The 19,416-nt window shown below is 71.3% G+C and carries 18 protein-coding genes and 1 pseudogene; 13 read left to right on the forward strand and 6 right to left on the reverse strand.

Annotation, left to right across the window (positions count from 1 at the left end; genetic code table 11):
* Window positions 1–87: 87 nt before the first annotated feature.
* Window positions 88–951 (reverse strand): DUF4184 family protein, encoded by an 864-nt coding sequence (locus AQJ67_RS14370; RefSeq protein ID WP_062719092.1) that lies wholly within the window; start codon window positions 949–951, stop codon window positions 88–90.
* Window positions 952–1,284: 333 nt separating this feature from the next.
* Here AQJ67_RS14370 and AQJ67_RS14375 point away from each other — a divergent pair, with 333 nt between their 5' ends.
* The 3 genes from AQJ67_RS14375 to pgfA all read left to right on the forward strand — a co-directional run bounded on the left by AQJ67_RS14375 (window position 1,285) and on the right by pgfA (window position 4,369).
* Window positions 1,285–3,042, forward strand: coding sequence for a lytic transglycosylase domain-containing protein (locus tag AQJ67_RS14375; RefSeq protein WP_062719093.1), 1,758 nt, complete (start codon window positions 1,285–1,287; stop codon window positions 3,040–3,042).
* Between the two features lie 158 nt (window positions 3,043–3,200).
* Window positions 3,201–3,335 carry an SPW_0924 family protein gene (locus tag AQJ67_RS46725; RefSeq protein WP_107122876.1) on the forward strand — a complete coding sequence of 45 codons (135 nt, stop codon included), beginning with the start codon at window positions 3,201–3,203 and terminating at the stop codon, window positions 3,333–3,335.
* Between the two features lie 41 nt (window positions 3,336–3,376).
* Window positions 3,377–4,369, forward strand: coding sequence for a cell envelope lipid trafficking protein PgfA (pgfA, locus tag AQJ67_RS14380; protein ID WP_062719094.1), 993 nt, complete (start codon window positions 3,377–3,379; stop codon window positions 4,367–4,369).
* On the opposite strand, the gene hrpB is transcribed toward pgfA, so the two are convergent.
* Window positions 4,359–6,839, reverse strand: a complete 2,481-nt coding sequence (gene hrpB, locus AQJ67_RS14385) for an ATP-dependent helicase HrpB (protein WP_062719095.1) — start codon at window positions 6,837–6,839, stop codon at window positions 4,359–4,361. The two genes, pgfA and hrpB, sit on opposite strands and share 11 nt — an antisense overlap.
* A gap of 4 nt (window positions 6,840–6,843) precedes the next feature.
* Entirely contained in the window at window positions 6,844–7,686 is an 843-nt protein-coding gene (locus tag AQJ67_RS14390; protein WP_062719096.1) for a class I SAM-dependent methyltransferase, read from the reverse strand.
* Window positions 7,687–8,070: 384 nt separating this feature from the next.
* Between AQJ67_RS14390 and rpsA the strand changes: the two genes are divergently transcribed.
* The 4 genes from rpsA to AQJ67_RS14410 all read left to right on the forward strand — a co-directional run bounded on the left by rpsA (window position 8,071) and on the right by AQJ67_RS14410 (window position 11,885).
* On the forward strand, window positions 8,071–9,567 hold the full coding sequence (gene rpsA, locus AQJ67_RS14395; RefSeq protein ID WP_062719097.1) for a 30S ribosomal protein S1: 1,497 nt from the start codon (window positions 8,071–8,073) through the stop codon (window positions 9,565–9,567).
* A gap of 240 nt (window positions 9,568–9,807) precedes the next feature.
* Window positions 9,808–10,746 carry a PAC2 family protein gene (locus AQJ67_RS14400; protein ID WP_062719098.1) on the forward strand — a complete coding sequence of 313 codons (939 nt, stop codon included), beginning with the start codon at window positions 9,808–9,810 and terminating at the stop codon, window positions 10,744–10,746.
* 54 nt (window positions 10,747–10,800) lie between these two features.
* Entirely contained in the window at window positions 10,801–11,415 is a 615-nt protein-coding gene (coaE, locus tag AQJ67_RS14405; protein ID WP_062719099.1) for a dephospho-CoA kinase, read from the forward strand.
* An 89-nt stretch (window positions 11,416–11,504) separates the two neighbouring features.
* Complete coding sequence (locus tag AQJ67_RS14410) at window positions 11,505–11,885, forward strand: tetratricopeptide repeat protein (protein ID WP_062719100.1); 381 nt, start codon at window positions 11,505–11,507, stop codon at window positions 11,883–11,885.
* Window positions 11,886–11,954: 69 nt separating this feature from the next.
* Here AQJ67_RS14410 and AQJ67_RS14415 read toward each other — a convergent pair whose 3' ends face one another.
* Complete coding sequence (locus AQJ67_RS14415; protein ID WP_208614958.1) at window positions 11,955–12,275, reverse strand: DUF6343 family protein; 321 nt, start codon at window positions 12,273–12,275, stop codon at window positions 11,955–11,957.
* Between the two features lie 55 nt (window positions 12,276–12,330).
* Between AQJ67_RS14415 and AQJ67_RS14420 the strand changes: the two genes are divergently transcribed.
* Window positions 12,331–13,260 carry an acyltransferase domain-containing protein gene (locus AQJ67_RS14420; protein WP_062719102.1) on the forward strand — a complete coding sequence of 310 codons (930 nt, stop codon included), beginning with the start codon at window positions 12,331–12,333 and terminating at the stop codon, window positions 13,258–13,260.
* Window positions 13,261–13,354: 94 nt separating this feature from the next.
* Complete coding sequence (locus AQJ67_RS14425) at window positions 13,355–13,828, forward strand: DoxX family protein (protein ID WP_062719103.1); 474 nt, start codon at window positions 13,355–13,357, stop codon at window positions 13,826–13,828.
* Between the two features lie 188 nt (window positions 13,829–14,016).
* On the opposite strand, the gene AQJ67_RS14430 is transcribed toward AQJ67_RS14425, so the two are convergent.
* Entirely contained in the window at window positions 14,017–14,556 is a 540-nt protein-coding gene (locus AQJ67_RS14430) for an RNA-binding S4 domain-containing protein (protein WP_062719104.1), read from the reverse strand.
* Window positions 14,557–14,624: 68 nt separating this feature from the next.
* On the opposite strand from AQJ67_RS14430, the gene AQJ67_RS14435 reads away from it, so the two are divergent.
* Together AQJ67_RS14435 and AQJ67_RS45050 are read left to right on the forward strand one after the other, a co-directional pair.
* The gene (locus tag AQJ67_RS14435; RefSeq protein WP_062719105.1) at window positions 14,625–15,329 is read left to right on the forward strand and encodes a uracil-DNA glycosylase; all 705 of its coding nucleotides are present in this window, start codon (window positions 14,625–14,627) and stop codon (window positions 15,327–15,329) included.
* A gap of 7 nt (window positions 15,330–15,336) precedes the next feature.
* Window positions 15,337–15,940, forward strand: a pseudogene (locus AQJ67_RS45050) (alpha/beta hydrolase family protein); the annotation flags it as partial.
* Here AQJ67_RS45050 and AQJ67_RS14445 read toward each other — a convergent pair.
* Window positions 15,925–16,629 (reverse strand): GntR family transcriptional regulator, encoded by a 705-nt coding sequence (locus AQJ67_RS14445; protein WP_062719107.1) that lies wholly within the window; start codon window positions 16,627–16,629, stop codon window positions 15,925–15,927. The pseudogene AQJ67_RS45050 and the gene AQJ67_RS14445 sit on opposite strands and share 16 nt — an antisense overlap.
* A 170-nt stretch (window positions 16,630–16,799) precedes the next feature.
* On the opposite strand from AQJ67_RS14445, the gene AQJ67_RS14450 reads away from it, so the two are divergent.
* Both AQJ67_RS14450 and AQJ67_RS14455 read left to right on the forward strand, forming a co-directional pair.
* Window positions 16,800–18,284: an NCS1 family nucleobase:cation symporter-1 gene (locus AQJ67_RS14450; protein ID WP_062719108.1), complete on the forward strand. Its 1,485-nt coding sequence runs from the start codon at window positions 16,800–16,802 to the stop codon at window positions 18,282–18,284.
* A gap of 5 nt (window positions 18,285–18,289) precedes the next feature.
* A complete protein-coding gene (locus AQJ67_RS14455) occupies window positions 18,290–19,009 on the forward strand; it encodes an aspartate/glutamate racemase family protein (RefSeq protein ID WP_062719109.1) in 720 nt (239 codons plus the stop codon).
* The last annotated feature ends 407 nt before the right edge of the window (window positions 19,010–19,416 follow it).

Below are 19,416 nucleotides of genomic sequence, written 5' to 3' on the forward strand. Positions count from 1 at the left end.
GGCAGACGGCGACAACGCTCCGCACCCGTCTCACCCACCGGACACAGGGGTGGTCCGCGCTGGCCCGCGGCTACGCCTCCCTCGCCCTCACCCTGCTCCCACGGTCCCGCCCCGGAGGGACCCGGCCCCATCCGAATCCCCACTGTCAGGCCCCTGAACCGGACGCCACACCCTGACGCCCACGGCATACAGCAGCAGCCCCAGCACGAGCCCCGCGCCCGCCCCGAAGCACAGCGTCGGGATCAGCTCCCAATACCTCGCGGTCGACCCCCAGTAGTCCCACCACCGCGACGCCCGCTGCACCGCCGCCACCGCGGCCAACCCGCCGATCACCGCGCAGGCCAGCCACCGGTCCCGTACCGAGAGCACCGGCACCCCGACCGGCGTGGCGGCAGGGGAGCGCCGTAGCGCCACGACGACGAACGCGGCGATGACGACCGCGGCGACCGCCGAACCGCCGTACTGGAGGTACCAGTACAGAGGCGACCCCGCGATCTCCTCGCCCAGCACGGGGAACAGCCGCATCCCCCAGCGGTCGAGGTGCGTGAACGCGTCCCACACGACATGGGTCAGCGCGCCGAGCGCGGCCGAGAGGTACCAGCGCGCCGCCAGCGACGGCCGCACGCGCGCGCGTGGCGCCCCGCAGCGCACCAGCGCGGCCGGCCGGCCCTGCCACCGGAGCGGCAGGAGGGCGACCAGGGGCTCGCGCAGCAGCAGCCACAGGCCCACCAGGGCCCAGGCGACCGCCACGTCGACCGTGAACACACCCGGGAACGAGTGCGTGACATCGCCGAACTCCATCGCCTCCGGCAGGACACTCGCCACGTAATAGGTCATGTCGGGCGAGAAGGAACCCGCTACCAGTACGGCCGGTACGAGCGCGCCCCGGCCGGTTCCGTCGGTGCGTACGGCGGGCAGTACGGCCGCCGCGTGGCTGAGCGTGAACGGCAACGGGCCTCCTTGTGCGGGGTGTTGAGGGGCCGGTCGGCCCGGTTGTCGGAGTGGTCAGTATGCGGGACGCCGCCGGCCGCTTCGGCGGGCGGAACCGTACATGGCCAACCGGTAAAAATCGGGCACCAACGGGTGCCCCCGCAAAGGAAGTTGTCGTAGGGTCGCCTGGGTCACCGTGCCGGGGAGCCCGGTCGAACAAGTGAACAGCGACAGAAAACGCGCCGCGAGGGCAACTGTCGCGGCGAGTCGATCGTCACAACAGGGGCGGGCTCGGCACGGCGAGCCCGGCAGACAGCGTCGGGCGCTCGGGCGTCCGCAGGAGGGGTCCATTTCATGGCGGCGCAATTCGGCAGGCTGCGCAAGGGGGCGGTGAACACCACCGTGGCCGCGGTCGCGGTGGCGGCGCTGGCCGCGTCCCAGGCTCCGGGAGTGACGACCGACGACGCCGGCAGACAGATCGCCACCGGAACCCAGCCCTCACCGGACACGGCCGCCGAGGACAGCGCGACCGGCAACTCGCCGTACTACACGGACCTGCCGCCGCTCCACAGCCCCAACCCCTCGCCGTCCGCCGACACTCCCGTCACCCCGGGCACCAGCGAGGCGGGCATCCCCGCGACAGTCCTCGACGCCTACAAGAAGGCGGAGACCGCGCTCCGGGAGGCCAAGCCCGGCTGCAACCTGCCGTGGCAGCTCCTCGCCGCCATCGGCAAGGTCGAGTCGGGCCAGGCCCGCGGCGGCCGCGTCGACGCGGGCGGCACCACGATCTCCCGGATCCTCGGCCCGCAGCTCAACGGCAACGGCTTCGCGAACATCGGCGACACCGACAACGGCGCCTACGACGGGGACAGCTCCTACGACCGTGCCGTCGGTCCCATGCAGTTCATCCCGTCCACCTGGGAGTGGGCCGGCCGCGACGGCAACGGCGACGGCAAGAGGGACCCCAACAACGTCTACGACGCCGCGCTCGCCGCCGGCCACTACCTGTGCCGCTTCGGCTGGGACCTGTCCACCCAGGGCGACCTCGACCGCGCGATCCTCAGCTACAACAACTCGCAGGACTACCTGAACCTCGTCATGAGGTGGCTGGAGTACTACCGCAAGGGCACGCACGAGATCCCGGACGGCACGGGCACCCTCCCGTCCGACCGCAGCGACGACTCGGCGGGCGCGAGCCCCACGCCGACGACTCCCGTCACGCCCACCACACCCACCGAGCCCGCCACGCCGACGACGCCGAGCAGCCCCCGGCCCGGTGACAACGGCGGCGGCTCCAGCAGCCCCGAGCTCACTCCGCCGGGCACCACCCCGCCGCCCGGCACCACGCCGCCCACGCCCACCGACACCGTCCACCACCTGGAGGACGCGGACACCGCGAAGCTCACGGCGATGGCGGGCGACACCTTCACCGAGCGGATCGGCACCCGCGCCGAGACCCAGGCCGGCAAGGCCGTCGCCAAGGTCCGGGTCCGCTTCACCATCACCGGCGACACCGACGCCACCTTCAGCACCGGCGAGAAGTACGCCACCGCACTCACCGACAGCACGGGCCGGGTCGTGGCACCCGCGCTGAAGGCGGGCGAGGACACCGGCGAGTTCGTGGTCCGCGCCACCGTCGTCGGCCGGGCGGTCGCCGGCCTCGACTACACGGCCACCGTCACCGAACGCGCCGCCGACACCCTGACCCGCACCAGCGACACCGCGCTGACCTGCACCCCGGGCGGCGAGTTCGCCGACCAGGTCGAGGTGAAGGCGACGTACAAGGGCGCCGTGGCGGACAAGGTCGCGGCCACCGCCACGCTCATCAAGTCGGCGGACGACCCGGCCGAGAACGACAAGGGCCCCTACTTCAAGGACGCCGACGGCAAGACCGTACGCACCCTGACCGGTCTGACCACGGACGCCAACGGCCTGCTCAAGCTGCCGAAGCTGTACGCCGACGACACCACGGGCACGTTCCTGCTCCGCGTCAACACCGCGGGCGGCGCCACCCTGACCGTCGAACTGAAGGTCGCGGCGGCCGACACGTCGCCCAGCCCGGCCCCGTCGGAGTCGGCATCCGGGTCGGCGTCGGCCAGCCCGACCGCGTAGGCCCCGCGGGATCCGAACGAGGGGCGCCCTTCCGCCACGGCGGGCAGGGCGCCCCTCGCGCATGTGCGCGACGTGTTCTCATCTCGCCCGCCCGTTGCTACGGTGCCGAACCTGACGAAGTATCAGATGCCCTGGCTCCGGGATCCCGGGAGGCCCGTATGCGCGCCCTGATCGCCGCCGCGACCGGCCTCGCCGTCGCGCTCGCCCTGGTGTTCACCATCACCGCGCTCGGCAGCCCGGCCGGCGAGACATCCCCCAAGCCGCTGCTCACGACGGTGCCCGCACACCCGTAACCGCCCGTCCGACCGTCTGCCCGACCGGGAGGGAGGCCGAGATGCGCCGCAAGGCCGGCCTGATCCTGCTCGCCCTCGCCGTGTTCTTCACGGCCCTGTCCCCGCTGCTGCGCTGGTACGCCTTCCCGCGCCTGGCCAAGATCCCGGCCAACCAGTACCAGGACATGGTCCTGGAGGCGAAGGACGCCACCCTCCTCGACTACGGCACCATGCAGGCCCGCAAGGTCCCCGAGGTCACCATCGTGCAGACCCTCAAGGGAAACGTCGAGGAGTCCGAGAAGATCGAGAAGACGGCGGGCAGGGACGTGGTCGTCTGGGACGGCCTGTCCTACGTCGTCGGCCCCGACGGCAAGATGGTCTCCAAGATCCCCGAGCGCTACATCTTCGACGCCCACACCCAGGAACCCGTCCACGCCACGGGCGAGATGGTCGACGGCGACCCGGTCAAGCGGCAGGGCATCGAGTTCAAGTGGCCCTTCCTGACGGAGAAACGGGACTACCAGTACTTCGACGCGCAGGCCCGCGTCACCGCCCCCATCCACTACAAGGGCACCCAGAACTTCCGCGGCGTCGACGTCTACTACTTCGAGCAGACCATCCCCTGGACGAAGGTCCGGTTCCCCAGGACGATGCCGGTCGAGGGCATCACCCCGGAGTCGGTCGCCAAGACCGGCACGACCCGCTGGTACACCACCGTCCGCAAGTTCTGGGTCGAACCCCTCACCGGCGCCCCCGTCTACGGCGAGGAGATCCACAAAGAAGAGCTGCGCGGCGGCACCCTCCTCGGCGGCCGGGACAAGGTCACGGCGTTCGCCGGCCATGTGAAGATGCGCGAGGACTACATCGAGTCCACGGTCGACCTGGTCAAGTCCAACCGCACGCTGCTCCTGCTGCTGACGTCGTACCTGCCCTGGGGCTTCCTGGCGCTCGGCCTGCTGCTCCTGGCGCTCTCCCTCTACCTGGAGGCACGCGGCCGCCGCCCCGGCGACCCCGAGCCCACGAAGGACAGCGAGCCCGAACCGGTCACCGCCTGAGCCGGGCGTTGGTGTGCCGGGTCGGCTCGGCGCCGGCCGGGTCCTCGGGCCAGGGATGCTTCGGATAGCGCCCGCGCAGTTCCGCCCGTACGCCCTTGTAGCCGTCCCTCCAGAAGGAGGCGAGGTCGGCGGTGACAGCGGCGGGGCGACCGGCGGGGGAGAGCAGATGGACGAGGAGCGGCACCCCGGCGACGGACGGCGACTCCTGCAACCCGAACATCTCCTGCAACTTCACGGCGAGCACGGGCTGTCCGGGATCCCCGTAGTCGATCCGGATTCTGGACCCACTCGGCACGGCGATGCGCTCGGGCGCCAACTCGTCGAGCCGCCCTGCCTCCCCCGACGCCCACGGCAACAAGCGGGCGAGCGCCTGCCCCGCGTCGATCCGCCCGAGGTCGGCCCGCCTCCGGGCGCGCCCCAGCTCGGGCTCCAGCCACTCGTCCACGCGCGCGTGCAGCGCGTCGTCGGACACGTCGGGCCAGGGATCGCCGAGGCGCAGCCGGAGAAACGCGAGCCGTTGGCGCAGCACGAGGGCATCGGCAGTCCACCGCAACAGGCCGAACCCTTCCTGCCGCAGCCCGTCGAGGAGCGCGTCGCGTACGAGTACGGGGTCGGCGTCCCGCAAGGGCCGCGCCGCGAGCTCGATCGCCCCGAGCCGCTCGACCCGCCGGGCGACGACGTCCCCGTCGGCCCAGTGGACCTCCTGGCTCTCGCCGTACAGCGAGGCCGCCGCCGAGCGGGCCATGTCCTCGTCCACCACGGCGGCGAGCTGCACACGCGCGTGCCCCTTGCCGACCGGACGGTCCGCCACGGCCACGGCGAGCCACGGAGCACCGCGCAAGGGGCTGCCGTCGGCGAGCTCGGCGCGGGTGCCGGAGGCCATGAGGTAGGAACCGCCGTCGGCCCTGGCGACGCGCTCGGGGAAGGCGAGAGCGGCGACCAGGCCCACGGCGCGGTCGTCCACGTCACCCGCCGGAGCGCTCTCACCGCCCGACCGCAGCCGCCGCACCTCCGCACGCCAGCGCCCCGCATACGCGTCCCCGCCCCGCCGAGCCGCCCTTAGCGCGGCCGCCAGGTCGTCGCCGTACTCCCGCGGAGCCTCCTCGCTCAGCAGCGCCACCACCTCGGCACCGCCCGCACCGGACGTGTCCAGCAGCGCCCGCCCCAGCCGGGGATGCAACCCCAGCCGGGCCAGCTCGGCGCCGCGAGTCGTGGCCCGCCCGTCGGAGTCGACCGCGCCGACGGCGGTCAGTACGCTCCTCGCCGCCGCCATCGCCCCGCCCGGCGGAGCGTCCAGCAGCGCCAGCCCCGACGCGTCGGGATCGCCCCAGCACGCCGCCTGCAACGCGAACGCCGTCAGGTCGGCCACCTTGATCTCCGGCGACGGGAAGCGCGGCAGCCGCGCGTCCTCGGCCTCCGCCCAGCACCGGTACACCGCCCCCGGCGCCTCACGCCCGGCCCGCCCCGCCCGCTGCCGCCCGGCCGCCTGCGAGGCCCGCACCGTCGCCAGCGCGCTCAGCCCACGCGCGTGGTCGACGCGAGGCTCCCGCGCCAGCCCGGAGTCGACGACCACCCGCACCCCGGGAACCGTCAGCGACGACTCCGCCACGGACGTCGCCAGCACCACCCGGCGCCGCTCCCCACCGGCCAGCACCGCGTCCTGCACGGCCGCCGACGCCCGCCCGTGCACCTGCAACACCTCGACGTCCCCGAGACCCCCCAGCTGCCCGGCCACCCGCGCGATCTCGCCCACGCCCGGCAGAAAACACAGCACGTCCCCCGCCCGCTCGGCCAGCGCCCGCCGCACCACCGACGCCACATGCGCCAGCAGCGCCGGATCGACCCGCATCCCGTGCGGCGGCCGTACGGGACGCGCAGGCGGCGCCCACACCACGTCCACGGGATGCGAGCTGCCCTCGGCCTCGACGACCGGCGCGTCACCCAGCAGCCGCGCCCACCCCTGCGCGTCCGTAGTGGCCGAAGCGGCCACCAGCCGCAGCTCCGGCCGCAGCGCCTGCCGTACGTCCCACAGGAACGCGGCCACCGTGTCCGCGTCCAGATGCCGCTCGTGGCACTCGTCCAGGACCACGACGTCCACGCCCGCGAGCTCCTGGTCGCGCTGCAACCGCTGGAGCAGCACCCCGGTCGTGACGACCTCCACGCGCGCGCGGCGCCCGACGACCCGCTCCCCGCGCACGGTGTAGCCGACGCTCTCGCCGACCTTCTCGCCCAGCAGCCACGCCATCCGCCGCGCGGCGGCCCGGGCGGCGATCCGCCGGGGCTCGGCCACGACCACCCGCCGCGCCGGCCCGTCGCCCAGCAGCCCCGCCAGGGCCAGTGGCACCAGCGTCGTCTTGCCGGTGCCGGGCGGCGCGACGAGCACCGCGGTGCCGTGCGCGTCCAGGGCGTCGGTCAGGCCGGGCAGGGCACCTCGTACGGGCAGCGCGTCCAGGGCGTCGTAACGGATCACGCTCTCAGTCTCTCCCCCAGCCTCCGGCCGGGGGTGCCCCCATCTCGCTTCGCTCGCAGACGAAGATCGCCGTCCCCGGGATGAGGTTTCCGCGCAGAGGCGACCAGCCGCCCCACTCGGAGGTGTTCCAGGCCGGCCACTCCGGCTCCACCAGGTCCACCAGCCGGAAGCCCGCCGCCACGACGTCCCGGACCCGGTCGCCGACCGTCCTGTGGTGCTCCACGTAGACCGCGCGGCCCTCCTCGTCCTGCTCGACGTAAGGCGTGCGGTCGAAGTAGGAGGCCGAGACGGACAGACCCTCCGGGCCCGGCTCGTCGGGGAACGCCCAGCGGATGGGATGCGTCACGGAGAAGACGAGACGCCCTCCCGGCCGCAGCACCCGGCGCACCTCCTTCAGCACCAGCACCGGGTCGGCGACGAACGGCAGCGCGCCGTACGCCGAGCACGCCAGGTCGAAGGAGGCGTCGGCGAAGGGCAGGGCGCCGGCGTCGGCGCACACCAGGGGGAACGCGCTCCCGATGCGCAGGGCGTGCTGGAGCTGGCGGTGGGAGATGTCCAGGGCGACCGGACGGGCCCCCTGCGCGGTCAGCCAGCGCGAGCACTGGGCCGCGCCGGCGCCGATCTCCAGGACATCCTTTCCCTTGAGGTCCTCCGGCGGACCGAGCAGCTCGGCCTCCACCTCGTCCAGGCCCTCGGGCCCCCAGACGAACCGGTCGTCGCCGAGGAACGTGCCGTGCTCGGTCTGGTACTCGTCCGCGTTCCGGTCCCACCAGCCACGGTTGGCGTGCGAGCTCTCCGCGACGCCGGACTCACGGCGCGTGGCCTCCGGTTCGTACTCTTGGATGATCGGCTCCCTCGTCGTACTCTTCCGTCACCTGAATGCCACGGCCCCTCACGGCGGCCTCACGGCGGTGTCACAAAAGGGGTGCTCCAAGGCCTGCGTGGCCTCAGGAGACAGGTTTTGTGCCGGTTATGCGGCGATCCGCCCCGGGTGGGCGGCTTCGCGCATTGACCCTGTCCGGCTGCCCCCGTATGCTACAAGTTGCGCTGCGGGCCTGCGCACCTCAGACGTAGCAGGCTGCGCTCGCATCTGTTGTATGTCCCCTCGGTTGTCGAGGCGCCACCGGATTTCTGTGGCGCTTCCTAGGCTGTCCGGCTTCTTCAGAGCGATACGGGCTCCCGGCGTAGCAGTACCTACGACTTCAATGTCCGTACCGGAGCCCTTTCCCACATGACGAGCAGCACCGAGACCACCGCCACCACCCCGCAGGTAGCGGTCAACGACATCGGTAACGAGGAAGCCTTCCTCGCCGCGATCGACGAGACGATCAAGTACTTCAACGACGGCGACATCGTCGACGGCGTCATCGTGAAGGTCGACCGGGACGAGGTCCTGCTCGACATCGGTTACAAGACCGAAGGCGTTATCCCGAGCCGCGAGCTCTCGATCAAGCACGACGTCGACCCCAACGAGGTCGTCGCCGTCGGTGACGAGATCGAGGCCCTTGTTCTCCAGAAGGAGGACAAGGAAGGCCGCCTGATCCTCTCGAAGAAGCGCGCCCAGTACGAGCGTGCCTGGGGCACCATCGAGAAGATCAAGGAAGAGGACGGGATCGTCACCGGTACCGTCATCGAGGTCGTCAAGGGTGGTCTCATCCTCGACATCGGCCTCCGTGGCTTCCTCCCGGCCTCCCTGGTCGAGATGCGCCGCGTCCGCGACCTCCAGCCCTACGTGGGCAAGGAGCTCGAGGCCAAGATCATCGAGCTGGACAAGAACCGCAACAACGTGGTCCTGTCCCGCCGTGCCTGGCTGGAGCAGACCCAGTCCGAGGTCCGCCAGACGTTCCTCACCACCCTCCAGAAGGGTCAGGTCCGTTCCGGCGTCGTCTCCTCGATCGTCAACTTCGGTGCCTTCGTGGACCTGGGTGGCGTCGACGGTCTGGTCCACGTCTCCGAGCTCTCCTGGAAGCACATCGACCACCCGTCCGAGGTTGTCGAGGTCGGCCAGGAAGTCACCGTCGAGGTCCTCGACGTCGACATGGACCGCGAGCGTGTCTCCCTGTCGCTGAAGGCGACCCAGGAAGACCCGTGGCAGCAGTTCGCCCGGACCCACCAGATCGGTCAGGTCGTCCCGGGTAAGGTCACCAAGCTCGTTCCGTTCGGTGCGTTCGTCCGCGTGGACGAGGGCATCGAGGGTCTGGTCCACATCTCCGAGCTGGCCGAGCGCCACGTGGAGATCCCGGAGCAGGTCGTCCAGGTCAACGACGAGATCTTCGTCAAGGTCATCGACATCGACCTCGAGCGTCGTCGCATCAGCCTCTCGCTGAAGCAGGCCAACGAGTCCTTCGGTGCCGACCCGGCCTCGGTCGAGTTCGACCCGACCCTGTACGGCATGGCCGCGTCCTACGACGACCAGGGCAACTACATCTACCCCGAGGGCTTCGACCCCGAGACCAACGACTGGCTCGAGGGCTACGAGACCCAGCGCGAGGCGTGGGAGTCCCAGTACGCCGAGGCGCAGACCCGCTTCGAGCAGCACCAGCAGCAGGTCATCAAGAGCCGCGAGGCCGACGCTGCCGCTGCCGCCGAGGGTGGCGACGCCGCGGGTGCGGCTCCGGCCGCGGGTGGCGGTTCGTACTCCTCCGAGGGTGCGGACACCTCCGGTGCGCTGGCGTCGGACGAGGCGCTTGCCGCGCTGCGCGAGAAGCTGGCCGGCGGCCAGAGCTGAACGCTGGCTCGCTGAGGCCTAGCAGCTGACTGAGGGGCCGTACCTTTCGAGGTGCGGTCCCTCAGGCGTTTGTACGTTGCCTATCGTGTGCCGGCCGGTGGGGGCTTGTCGCGCAGTTCCCCGCGCCCCTAGAAGCGGGGCGTTGTCCGTGCCGTTCTCTGTGATCTTGAGCTTTCTCTTTGGGAATGCCGCCGCCCGTAAGGGCGTTGTGACGTACGGACACGAGGAGGAGCGGTCACTGTGCTTGATCCGCAGGGTTTGTACACGTGGGAGCCGAAGGGGCTGGCTGTCGTCGACATGGCGCTCGCCCAGGAGTCGGCCGGTCTTGTCATGCTCTACCACTTCGACGGATACATCGACGCGGGTGAGACCGGCGACCAGATCGTCGACGGACTCCTGGACTCACTGCCCCACCAGGTCGTCGCCCGCTTCGACCACGACCGGCTGGTGGACTACCGTGCCCGCCGACCGCTGCTGACGTTCAAGCGCGACCGCTGGACCGGGTACGAGGTGCCGGGCATAGAGGTACGGCTCGTGCAGGACGCGACCGGGGCGCCGTTCCTGCTGTTGTCCGGGCCCGAGCCGGACGTGGAGTGGGAGCGCTTCGCCGTGGCGGTCAAGGAGATCGTGGAGCGGCTCGGGGTGCGCCTTTCGGTGAACTTCCACGGCATCCCCATGGGCGTCCCGCACACCCGTCCGGTCGGCGTCACCCCGCACGGCAACCGCACCGACCTCGTCCCCGGCCACAGCAGCCCCTTCGACGAGGCGCAGGTGCCCGGCAGCGCCGAGGCCCTGGTCGAGTACCGGCTGATGGAGGCCGGGCACGATGTGCTGGGCGTCGCCGCGCACGTCCCGCACTACATCGCCCGCTCCGCCTACCCGGACGCCGCACTGACCGTCCTGGAGACCGTGACCGCGGCGACCGGGCTGGTCCTGCCCGGCATCGCGCACTCCCTGCGCACGGAAGCCCACCGCACACAGAACGAGATCGACCGGCAGATCCGCGAGGGCGACGAGGAGCTCACCACCCTCGTCGAGGGCCTTGAGCACCAGTACGACGCGATGGCGGGTGCCGAGTCCCGGGGCAACATGCTCGCCGAGCCGGTGGACATCCCGTCGGCGGACGAGATCGGGCGGGAGTTCGAGCGGTTCCTGGCGGAGCGCGAGGGCGACAACTGAGGGGGCTGGTCCCTGCCGGGTGCGCTGTCAGTGGCAGGGCCTAAGCTTCGGGACATGCTGAAGGTGGGCCTGACCGGGGGCATCGGTGCCGGTAAGAGCGAGGTGTCGCGGCTGCTCGTGGAGCACGGGGCCGTGCTGATCGACGCGGACCGGATCGCCCGCGAGGTCGTCGCGCCCGGTACGCCCGGGCTCGCCGCCGTCGTCGAGGCGTTCGGTGAGGACGTGCTCGCCGCGGACGGCAGCCTCGACCGGCCCAAGCTGGGCTCGATCGTCTTCGCCGACCCCGACCGGCTCGCCGTGCTGAACTCGATCGTGCACCCCCTCGTCGGTGCCCGCTCCCGCGAACTCGAAGAGGCCGCCGCCGAGGACGCCGTCGTCGTGCACGACGTCCCACTCCTCACGGAGAACGGCCTCGCGCCGCTGTACGACCTCGTGGTCGTCGTCGACGCCGGCCCCGAGACCCAGCTCGACCGCCTCGTCCGGCTGCGCGGCATGACCGAGGAGGACGCACGCGCACGCATGGCGGCGCAGGCGACGCGTGAGCAGCGCCGGGAGATCGCGGACATCGTCATCGACAACGACGTACCGCTGGAGGAGCTCCAAAGACGCGTGAAGGACGTGTGGGACGAGCTTGTGCGCCGAGCCCATGCGGCACAGGGGAGCCGGTAGTCCCGGTAGTCCCGGGCGTCCCGGGCGTCCCAGGAATAGCGGCGGCCCGTTCGCGCGTTGAAGCCCTCCAGCGAGGGAAGGACATTGCCGTGCCCGAGACCAGCGGTTCGACCGGACGTACTCCGGAGACGCATGTCATCGACTACCGCGCCGCCGAGCAACTGCTCGCCGCGCGGGACCCGCGGGGCGCGGTGAAGCTGCTCGACGAGGTCATCGCCGTCCACCCGGAGAACACCGCCGCCCGGCTGCTGCGCGCCCGTGCCTTCTTCGCCGCCGCGCAACTGCGACCCGCCGAGCTGGAGTTCACCATCGTCCTGGAGCGCGAGCCGGACAACGCGTTCGCGCACTTCGCCCTTGCCCGGACCTATGAGCGACAGGGCCGGGGCGGCCAGGCCAAGCGCCACTTCCGGCTGGCCGCCGCGCTCGACCCGAACCCGCAGTACCTCAAGGCGGCCCGGTTCGACGCGTGAGGGGCGGCCAGGGGGGATGAGGCTTCGGTGAGTCTTCGGTGCGGCGGGCGGGACTTTCGTAGCACGCCCCTAGGCGCGGCGGTCCTCCGGCGGTGGCCGGTGGGGTCGGTTCTCGGGTGTCCGGCCGTAGGGACGGCTCTCGGGCGGGAGATACGGCGGTATGTCGCGGCCGGGCTGGTAATGCGGGCCCTGGCGGATGTGTCTGAGGACCATGGCCGTGTCGATCGTGATCACCAGCCACAGCGCCGCGCAGGCCGCGGCCCAGCCGGGACGCCCCGCCAGCGCGAACGCGGCGGTGCCGAAGACCGTCCAGACCAGGCCCCACACGCACAGCCAGAAGCGGGCCCGCAGTGCACTGCGCGCTGTCGTCGGCTCACTGCCCGTACGCATCGGGATCACCACTCCTACTTGAAACGTACTCCTCGTACTCCTCGCAGGGGGCCGCGTGCTGCCGGACACCGATGAACTGGCCGAGGTGCTGCTCGACCTCGGAGTACCCCACGAGGACATCAACGACCTCGTGCGGATGGCCCGACGGGTGACCGACGACCCGGAGCTGCGCCAGGTGCTGGAGCGGTCCGTCGACGAGCTTGTCCAGGGGATGGGGGAGGTCGGAGGACCGGTCGACCTGCCCGACCTGGACTGGGCCTCGGGCGCTCTGCAGCGCTGCTTTCCCGTGTACGTCTTCGTCGCGGCCCTGCCGGCCACGCGCGCGTACCACCGCGAGCACGGCGTCCCGGCCGACGTCACCCGGCGCACCCTCGCCGACCTCGGGCGGAACATGGCCGTGTTCCGCAGGCGGTACGGCCGGGCGGGGGTGCAGGCCCCGTGGTGGCTCGTCCATCACTTCCGTGGCGAGCTGTACCAGTTGGGGCGGTTGCAGTTCGAGCGGGCGCGGCTCGGGCAGCGTACGGGGACAAGGCTCGCGGCGGCCGGGCTCGACGTACGTCCGGGCTCGCGCTGCCTCAACCTGCACATCCCCGACTTCCGCGGGCCCCTGTCCCCGGCCGCGGTCGACCGGTCCCTGGAGCTGGCCCGGGAGTTCTTCGCCCTGTGCTTTCCACAGGAGCGGTACCCGGTGGTGCTCTGTCACTCCTGGCTGCTGGACCCGCAGCTCAGGAAGTACCTTCCCGGGGACTCCAACATCGTCCGGTTCCAGGAGCGCTTCGGCGTCGCCCGCGAGGACCGGGAGCCGTCCGACACCGAGCCGGTCCAGTTCGTCTTCGGCGACCCGGAGCTGCCGGTCGAGAGCCTGCCGCGCCGCACGGCGGTGGAGCGGGCCGTCGGGGACCATCTGCGGGCGGGCGGGCACTGGTACATCGGGCACGGGTGGCTGCCGTTCGAGCCGTTCGAGCCGTTCGACGGAAGTGCGTGAATTCGCTTCGTACGGCGATGAGTTCCGGGGCGACGCCCGGTCTACCTCTGTGACAGCACGACGGACCGCTTGACCGCTTCACGAGGAGACCCCCATGTCCGAGACCACCGCCTCCGCTCCCGCCGGCACGACCGCCACCGTCACCGCCATCGCCATCGCCATCGCCGAGTCCGCGACCCCTCGCGGTCGCCGGGCCCGTATCGCCCTGCGCGGCCTGCAGATAGTGCTCGCTCTCTTCTACGCGGTCGCGAGCGCGCTGCCCAAGCTGATCGCGCACCCGTCGGCCGCCGAGAGCTTCCAGGAGATAGGCTGGGGCAGCGCGGGCATGTACGCCATCGGTGTCCTCGAACTGGCCGGTGCCGTCGCCCTGTTGATCCCGGCCCTCCAGTCGGTGGCGGCGGTCGCGCTGAGCGCGCTGATGGTGGGCGCCTTCGTCGTCCAGATGACGTACTTCGACGGCGAGTACGCCATCACCCCGCTCATCCTGATCCTGCCGCTCGCCCTCATCGCGTGGGCGAGGCGAGGCTCGAACGCGGAGCTACTGCGGTTGGTGCGGCGACGGGCCTGACAGCTCTGACGGGACTGAGGGGCTGACGGGGCTGACGGGGCTGACGGGGCTGACGGGGCTGACGGGACTGACGGGACTGACGACGGAGTTGAACGGCGTGGTGGCGTCCGGTGGGCCGAGAGCCCGGTCGGACGCCACCGCCGTATGTCGTTCGCGTGGGTCGCCAGCCGCCGGTCAGCAGCCGTATGTCACCGCCCGCGGGGCTGTCCGCTGCCGCCGTCCATGAGGCCGCGCAGGCGTTCCATCTCGCGTCGGTCCCGCTTGGTCGGCCGGCCGGTGCCGCGGTCGCGGAGGCCGGCCGGGGCGACGGCCTCGCGCGGCGGGGGAGGGGGCGAGTTGTCGACGTAGCACTGGGCCGCCACCGGCGCCCCGACCCGTTTGCTGATGAGCCGCTTGACGATGACGATCCGCTCCCGGTTCTCCTGCCGCAGTCGCACCTCGTCGCCGACGCGCAGCGCGTGGGAGGGCTTCACGTTGTGGCCGTTCACGCGCACGTGGCCGCCCTTGCAGGCGGTGGCGCCCATGGAGCGGGTCTTGACCAGGCGTACGGACCAGATCCAGCTGTCGATCCGTACGCTCTCGCCGCTGCGCGCACCGGCGGCCTCGGCGGCGGCCACGGCCGCGGCGACCTGCGGGTCGACGGTCGGTTCCGGGTCGGCCGTGCCGGGCCGTCCCTCGGCCGTGCCGCCGCTCGTCCCCTTGTCGTCCTCGTCATCCTCGGAAGCCATGCCTCGACCTTAGCCCGCACCGGGGGCCGCGACGGCTGTACCGGTGCGGGTGTGACTACGGTGGAAACGTGGACGCCCTCACTGACCTCGACCGACGGATCGCGGGCTGTCGGGCCTGCCCGCGTCTTGTCGACTGGCGTGAGGAGGTGGCCCGCACCAAACGCGCCGCCTTCGCCGACCAGACGTACTGGGGCCGCCCGGTGCCGGGGTTCGGCCCGCCGGACGCCCGGCTGCTGATCGTCGGGCTCGCCCCCGCGGCCCACGGCGGCAACCGGACCGGCCGGATGTTCACCGGGGACCGCTCCGGGGACGTGCTGTACCAGGCGCTGTACGACGTGGGCCTCGCCTCGCAGCCCACGTCGGTCGCCGTCGACGACGGGCTGGAGCTGTACGGCGTACGGGTCACGGCCCCGGTGCACTGCGCTCCGCCCGCGAACAAGCCCACGCCGGGGGAGCGGGAGACCTGCCGGTCCTGGCTCGTGCGGGAGTTGGGGCTGTTGCGGCCGACGCTGCGGGCGATCGTGGTGCTGGGGGCCTTCGGCTGGCAGGCGACGTTGCCGGCGCTGGTGGAGGCGGGGTGGAGTGTGCCCCGGCCGCGGCCGGCGTTCGCGCACGGGGCGCGGGTTGCACTGGACGGTGCCGGTGGTCTCGACGGGCTCGACCTCTTCGGGTGCTTCCATGTCAGCCAGCGCAACACCTTCACCGGCCGGCTGACCCCCGAGATGCTGCGGGACGTGTTGAGCTTGGCGGCGCGAGCAGCCTCTCTCACCTGAAATTGAAGCGACCGGACGACCGTGTGGACGTTACGTTGCCCGGATGCCTCTCGGGCAGTTCTTCCCGGAGGCCTTCGAGCGGTTCGTCGCCGAGGTGCCGGAGGCCGAGCGGGTGGGGAACCTCGCCGCCGCGTCCAGTCGGCTGATCGAGTCGCCGGATCCGGAGGTGCGGGCGCGGGCGGCGCGCGCGTGGACCGACTGGGAGACGGCCGTGGCCGCCGCACCGCCGCGTTCCGTCCCGCGCTACGAGGATCCGGTGTTCCGCATGGGCTTCGCGCGCACCGTGACGCACTACTGGGGCAACGGCCACTTCCTCGGCGAGGAGCGTCGGGAGGGGCGCGATGAGGCGCATGAGGAGGCGCATGAGGAGGGTGTCGTCCTGCGGGACGCGCCCCTGCTCAAAGGCATTCCGGGCACCCTTGTCCAGGGCAGCCTCGACCCCGGCAACCTGCTCGGCATCGTTTGGCGTCTGCACCACGCCTGGCCGGGCAGCGAGCTGATCGTCATCGACGACGTGGGGGCACAACGCCGGGGCGCCGGACATGGCGGACGCGCTGGTGGCGGCGACGGACAAGTACGCGGGGCGCGAGCCGGCTCAGACGGGCCTCTGATCGGCAGGACTCTGACCGGCAGGATCCTGATCGGCGTCCTCCCCGAACAGCTGCCGTACCGTCGACCGGTAGTTGGTCCGCACGTGGGCCAGCGCGTGCGACTTGGCCCGTGCCGGGTCGCCGGAGGCGATGGCCTCGTACAACTCGCGGTGCTCCACGAGGAGTTGGGGCCACTCCTCGTTGCGTCGGGTCATCCAGCGCAGGCGGCCGGCGACCGGTTCCAGGGCCTCGATCAACAGGTTGTTGCCGGCCATGGCGATGATGCGGTCGTGCAGTCGGCTGTTGACGTCCGTGATGGTCTCCGCGTCGCCGGCCTCGGTTGCGGCGGCCGCCTGGTCGAGGAGCCGCTCGACCTCGGCCAGGTCCTCCGGTGTCGCCCGTGACGCGGCGAGTCCGGCCGCGTACACCTCCAGCGCCTCGCGCAGTTCGAAGAGCTCCTTGACGTCGTCCGGGGTCAGCCGGCGCACGACCGTACGGCGTGCCGACTCGAAGTGGACGAACCCCTCGACGACCAGGGCGCGGATCGCCTCGCGGACCGGCACGCGCGAGACTCCGAGGCGCTCGGCCAGTTCCCGCTCGACGAGCCGGTCTCCGGGGCGCAGGCGTCCGGCGATGATGTCCTGGCGCAGGGTCGCCAGGACGCGTTCCCGTACCGCGCCGATGGGTTCGATCTTCGTCGGGGAGCTCATGGGGCCATTTTGGCCGACCCGGGGGGTGTTTTACGGAGCGTTAACAAGAGCGACATCGGTCAGAACTGTTGACGGGAGGACCATGTCGGCAGTTTGGTATACCAAATGCCGCCGTATCGTGGGCGGCACCTCCATAAGCAGTCCTCCGTCCCCTGGCTCCTGGAGGCCCCGTGTCCCTCGCCGACCGTGCCGAAGTCACCGGCACGCCAGCGTTCGTCCCCGATCCCAGACTCACCAACGAAGACCTCGCGCCCGCGGACAAGCGCAACTGGAAGGTCTTCGACCTCTTCGCGCTGTGGATGTCCGACGTCCACAACCTCGGCAACTACACCTTCGCGGCCGGTCTGCTGGTCCTCGGCATGAACGTGTGGCAGGTCTTCACATCCCTGCTCGTCGGCTTCGTGCTCATCTACGTCGGCATGAACTGGATGGGCAAGATCGGCCAGCGCCACGGCGTCCCGTTCCCCGTCGTCAGCCGCATCAGCTTCGGCGTCTGGGGCGCCAACATCCCGGCGCTGATCAGGGCCGTGATCGCCATCATGTGGTACGGCATCCAGACCTACCTGGCCTCGGTCGCCGTGAACGTGATGCTGCTGGCAGCCTGGCCCGGCCTGGAGTCCTGGACCCACAACTCCTTCCTGGGCCTGCACGCGCTCGGCTGGGTCTCCTTCCTCTCCCTCTGGCTCATCCAGGCGTTGATCATCAGCCAGGGCATGGAGTCGGTGCGGAAGTTCCAGGACTTCTGCGGGCCAGCGATCTGGGTGGTGATGATCGCGCTGGCGGTCTGGATCCTGGCCAAGGCCGGCTGGACGATCTCGCTCACGTCCACCCCGCACCCCGTCTCCGTCGGTGAGCAGTGGCGGCAGTGGTTCGGCGCGATCGGCCTGATCCTCGCCACCTACGGCACGCTGATGCTCAACTTCTGCGACTTCTCGCGCTTCGCGCCCGACTACCGGACGGTCCGCAAGGGCAACTTCTGGGGCCTGCCCATCAACTCGACGGCCTTCGTGGTCGTCTCGGTGATCGTCACCGCCGGTTCGCTGGAGGTCTTCGGCGAGGCCATCACGGATCCGGCGGAGCTGGTAGCGAAGGTCGGCAACACCTGGATCCTGGTGCTGGCCGCTCTGACGTTCGCCATCGCCACCATGGGCGTCAACATCGTCGCCAACTTCGTCTCCCCGGCGTACGACCTGGCCAACGTCTGGCCGCAGAAGATCACCTTCAAGGTCGGCGGCATGATCAGCACGGTGGCGGCGCTCGTCGTCACCCCCTGGAACCTCTTCTCCAACCCGACGGTCGTCAACTACTTCCTGGGCGGTCTGGGCGCCTTCCTCGGCCCGCTGTTCGGCGTGATCATGGTCGACTACTACCTCGTCAAGCGTGGCCGGGTGGACGTCGAGGAGCTGTTCTCCGCCGAGCCCGGCTCGCGCTACTACTACCGCAAGGGCGTCAACCCCAAGGCGCTGTGGGCGTTCCTGCCGTCGGCGGGGGTCGCGGCGGTGCTGGCGCTGGTGAAGGCGTTCAGCGATGTGTCGCCGTACTCCTGGTTCATCGGGACGGCGATGGCGGCGGGGCTGTACCTGCTGCTGTGCCGCGGTGAGCGCGCCGAGTCCGCTGCCGCGCCGGTTACCAAGTCCGTGACGCGGGAGGTCTGAAGGACGTGCGGATCGTCGTCACCAACTGCAACACCACGCAGGAGATGACCGAGGAGATCGTACGAGGTGCCCGGGCCGCCGCAGGCCCGGGCACCACCGTGCTCGGACTGACCCCCTCGTGGGGGCCGGAGTCGGCGGAGGGCTGGCTCGACAGCTACCTCTCGGCGGCGGCCGTGATGGACGCGCTGCGGACGTACGAGGGACCCGAGTACGACGCGGTCGTCATGGCCGGCTTCGGGGAGCACGGGCGGGAGGGCGTCCGGGAACTGGTGGACGTACCCGTCGTCGACATCACGGAGGCGGCCGCGCATCTGGCCTGTCTGCTCGGGCGGCGGTACGGCGTGGTGACCACGCTGGAGCGGTCGTGCGGGCAGATCGAGGACAGCCTGGAGACGGCCGGGGTCGGCCGCAACTGCGTCGCAGTCGTCGGTACGGGCCTCGGCGTACTGGAGCTGGAGGACGGTGAGCGCACCGAGTCCGCTTTCCTGGCGGCCGCCGAACGCGCCCGTGACGCCGGCGCCGAGGTCCTGGTGCTGGGCTGTGCCGGGATGACCGGGTTGCAGCGGACCGTGGGGGAGAAGCTGGGGGTTCCGGTGGTCGACGGGGTGGGGGCGGCCGTCAAACTCGCCGAGTCACTGGTGGGGTTGGGGCTGAGGACGAGTCGGGTCGGGACGTACGCGAAGCCGTTGCCGAAGCGGCGGGCGTGGGGGGCGGCTCAGGGCTGATCGGGGTGACGGGGGGTGACGGGGGGCGACGGGGGGGAGTCCAGACGTACCGTACGTCCGGCTCCCGCTCCTCGTTGCCGCTGTCGTCCGTGTGCTCGACGGCGACGAAGTCTGCGGCGCTTGGCGAGATCGACGAACCGGTCGCCGATGCCGCGGCCGCGCCGGTGGGGGGGGCGAGGTAGAGCTGGAAGAGCTCGTCGTGGTCGAGGACCATGAGGCCGATGGCTCGGTCGGTTGCCTCGCTTGCCTCGCTTGCCTCGCTTGCCTCACTTGCCTCGCCGGCCTCGTCTGTCTCGCTTGCTGTGGCGACCCAGGTCTCCCTGAGCGGGACCACCACCTCCCGGAAGTAGGACCGCAGCCAGACTCCGGCGGCGGCGCCGGCGCCGGTCGCGGTGGCACGGCGCAGC

Origin of the sequence: Streptomyces caeruleatus (assembly GCF_001514235.1) — a bacterium.
In the GTDB taxonomy this organism is placed as follows: domain Bacteria; phylum Actinomycetota; class Actinomycetes; order Streptomycetales; family Streptomycetaceae; genus Streptomyces; species Streptomyces caeruleatus.

Excerpts from the sequence above, each read along its gene's own strand:
- AQJ67_RS14375 (WP_062719093.1), top strand. The coding sequence starts at position 1,285 with ATGGCGGCGCAATTCGGCAGGCTGCGCAAGGGGGCGGTGAACACCACC.
- AQJ67_RS46725 (WP_107122876.1), top strand. The coding sequence starts at position 3,201 with ATGCGCGCCCTGATCGCCGCCGCGACCGGCCTCGCCGTCGCGCTCGCC.
- pgfA (WP_062719094.1), top strand. The coding sequence starts at position 3,377 with ATGCGCCGCAAGGCCGGCCTGATCCTGCTCGCCCTCGCCGTGTTCTTC.
- rpsA (WP_062719097.1), top strand. The coding sequence starts at position 8,071 with ATGACGAGCAGCACCGAGACCACCGCCACCACCCCGCAGGTAGCGGTC.
- coaE (WP_062719099.1), top strand. The coding sequence starts at position 10,801 with ATGCTGAAGGTGGGCCTGACCGGGGGCATCGGTGCCGGTAAGAGCGAG.
- AQJ67_RS14415 (WP_208614958.1), bottom strand. The coding sequence starts at position 12,275 with ATGCGTACGGGCAGTGAGCCGACGACAGCGCGCAGTGCACTGCGGGCC.
- AQJ67_RS14425 (WP_062719103.1), top strand. The coding sequence starts at position 13,355 with ATGTCCGAGACCACCGCCTCCGCTCCCGCCGGCACGACCGCCACCGTC.
- AQJ67_RS14430 (WP_062719104.1), bottom strand. The coding sequence starts at position 14,556 with ATGGCTTCCGAGGATGACGAGGACGACAAGGGGACGAGCGGCGGCACG.
- AQJ67_RS14445 (WP_062719107.1), bottom strand. The coding sequence starts at position 16,629 with ATGAGCTCCCCGACGAAGATCGAACCCATCGGCGCGGTACGGGAACGC.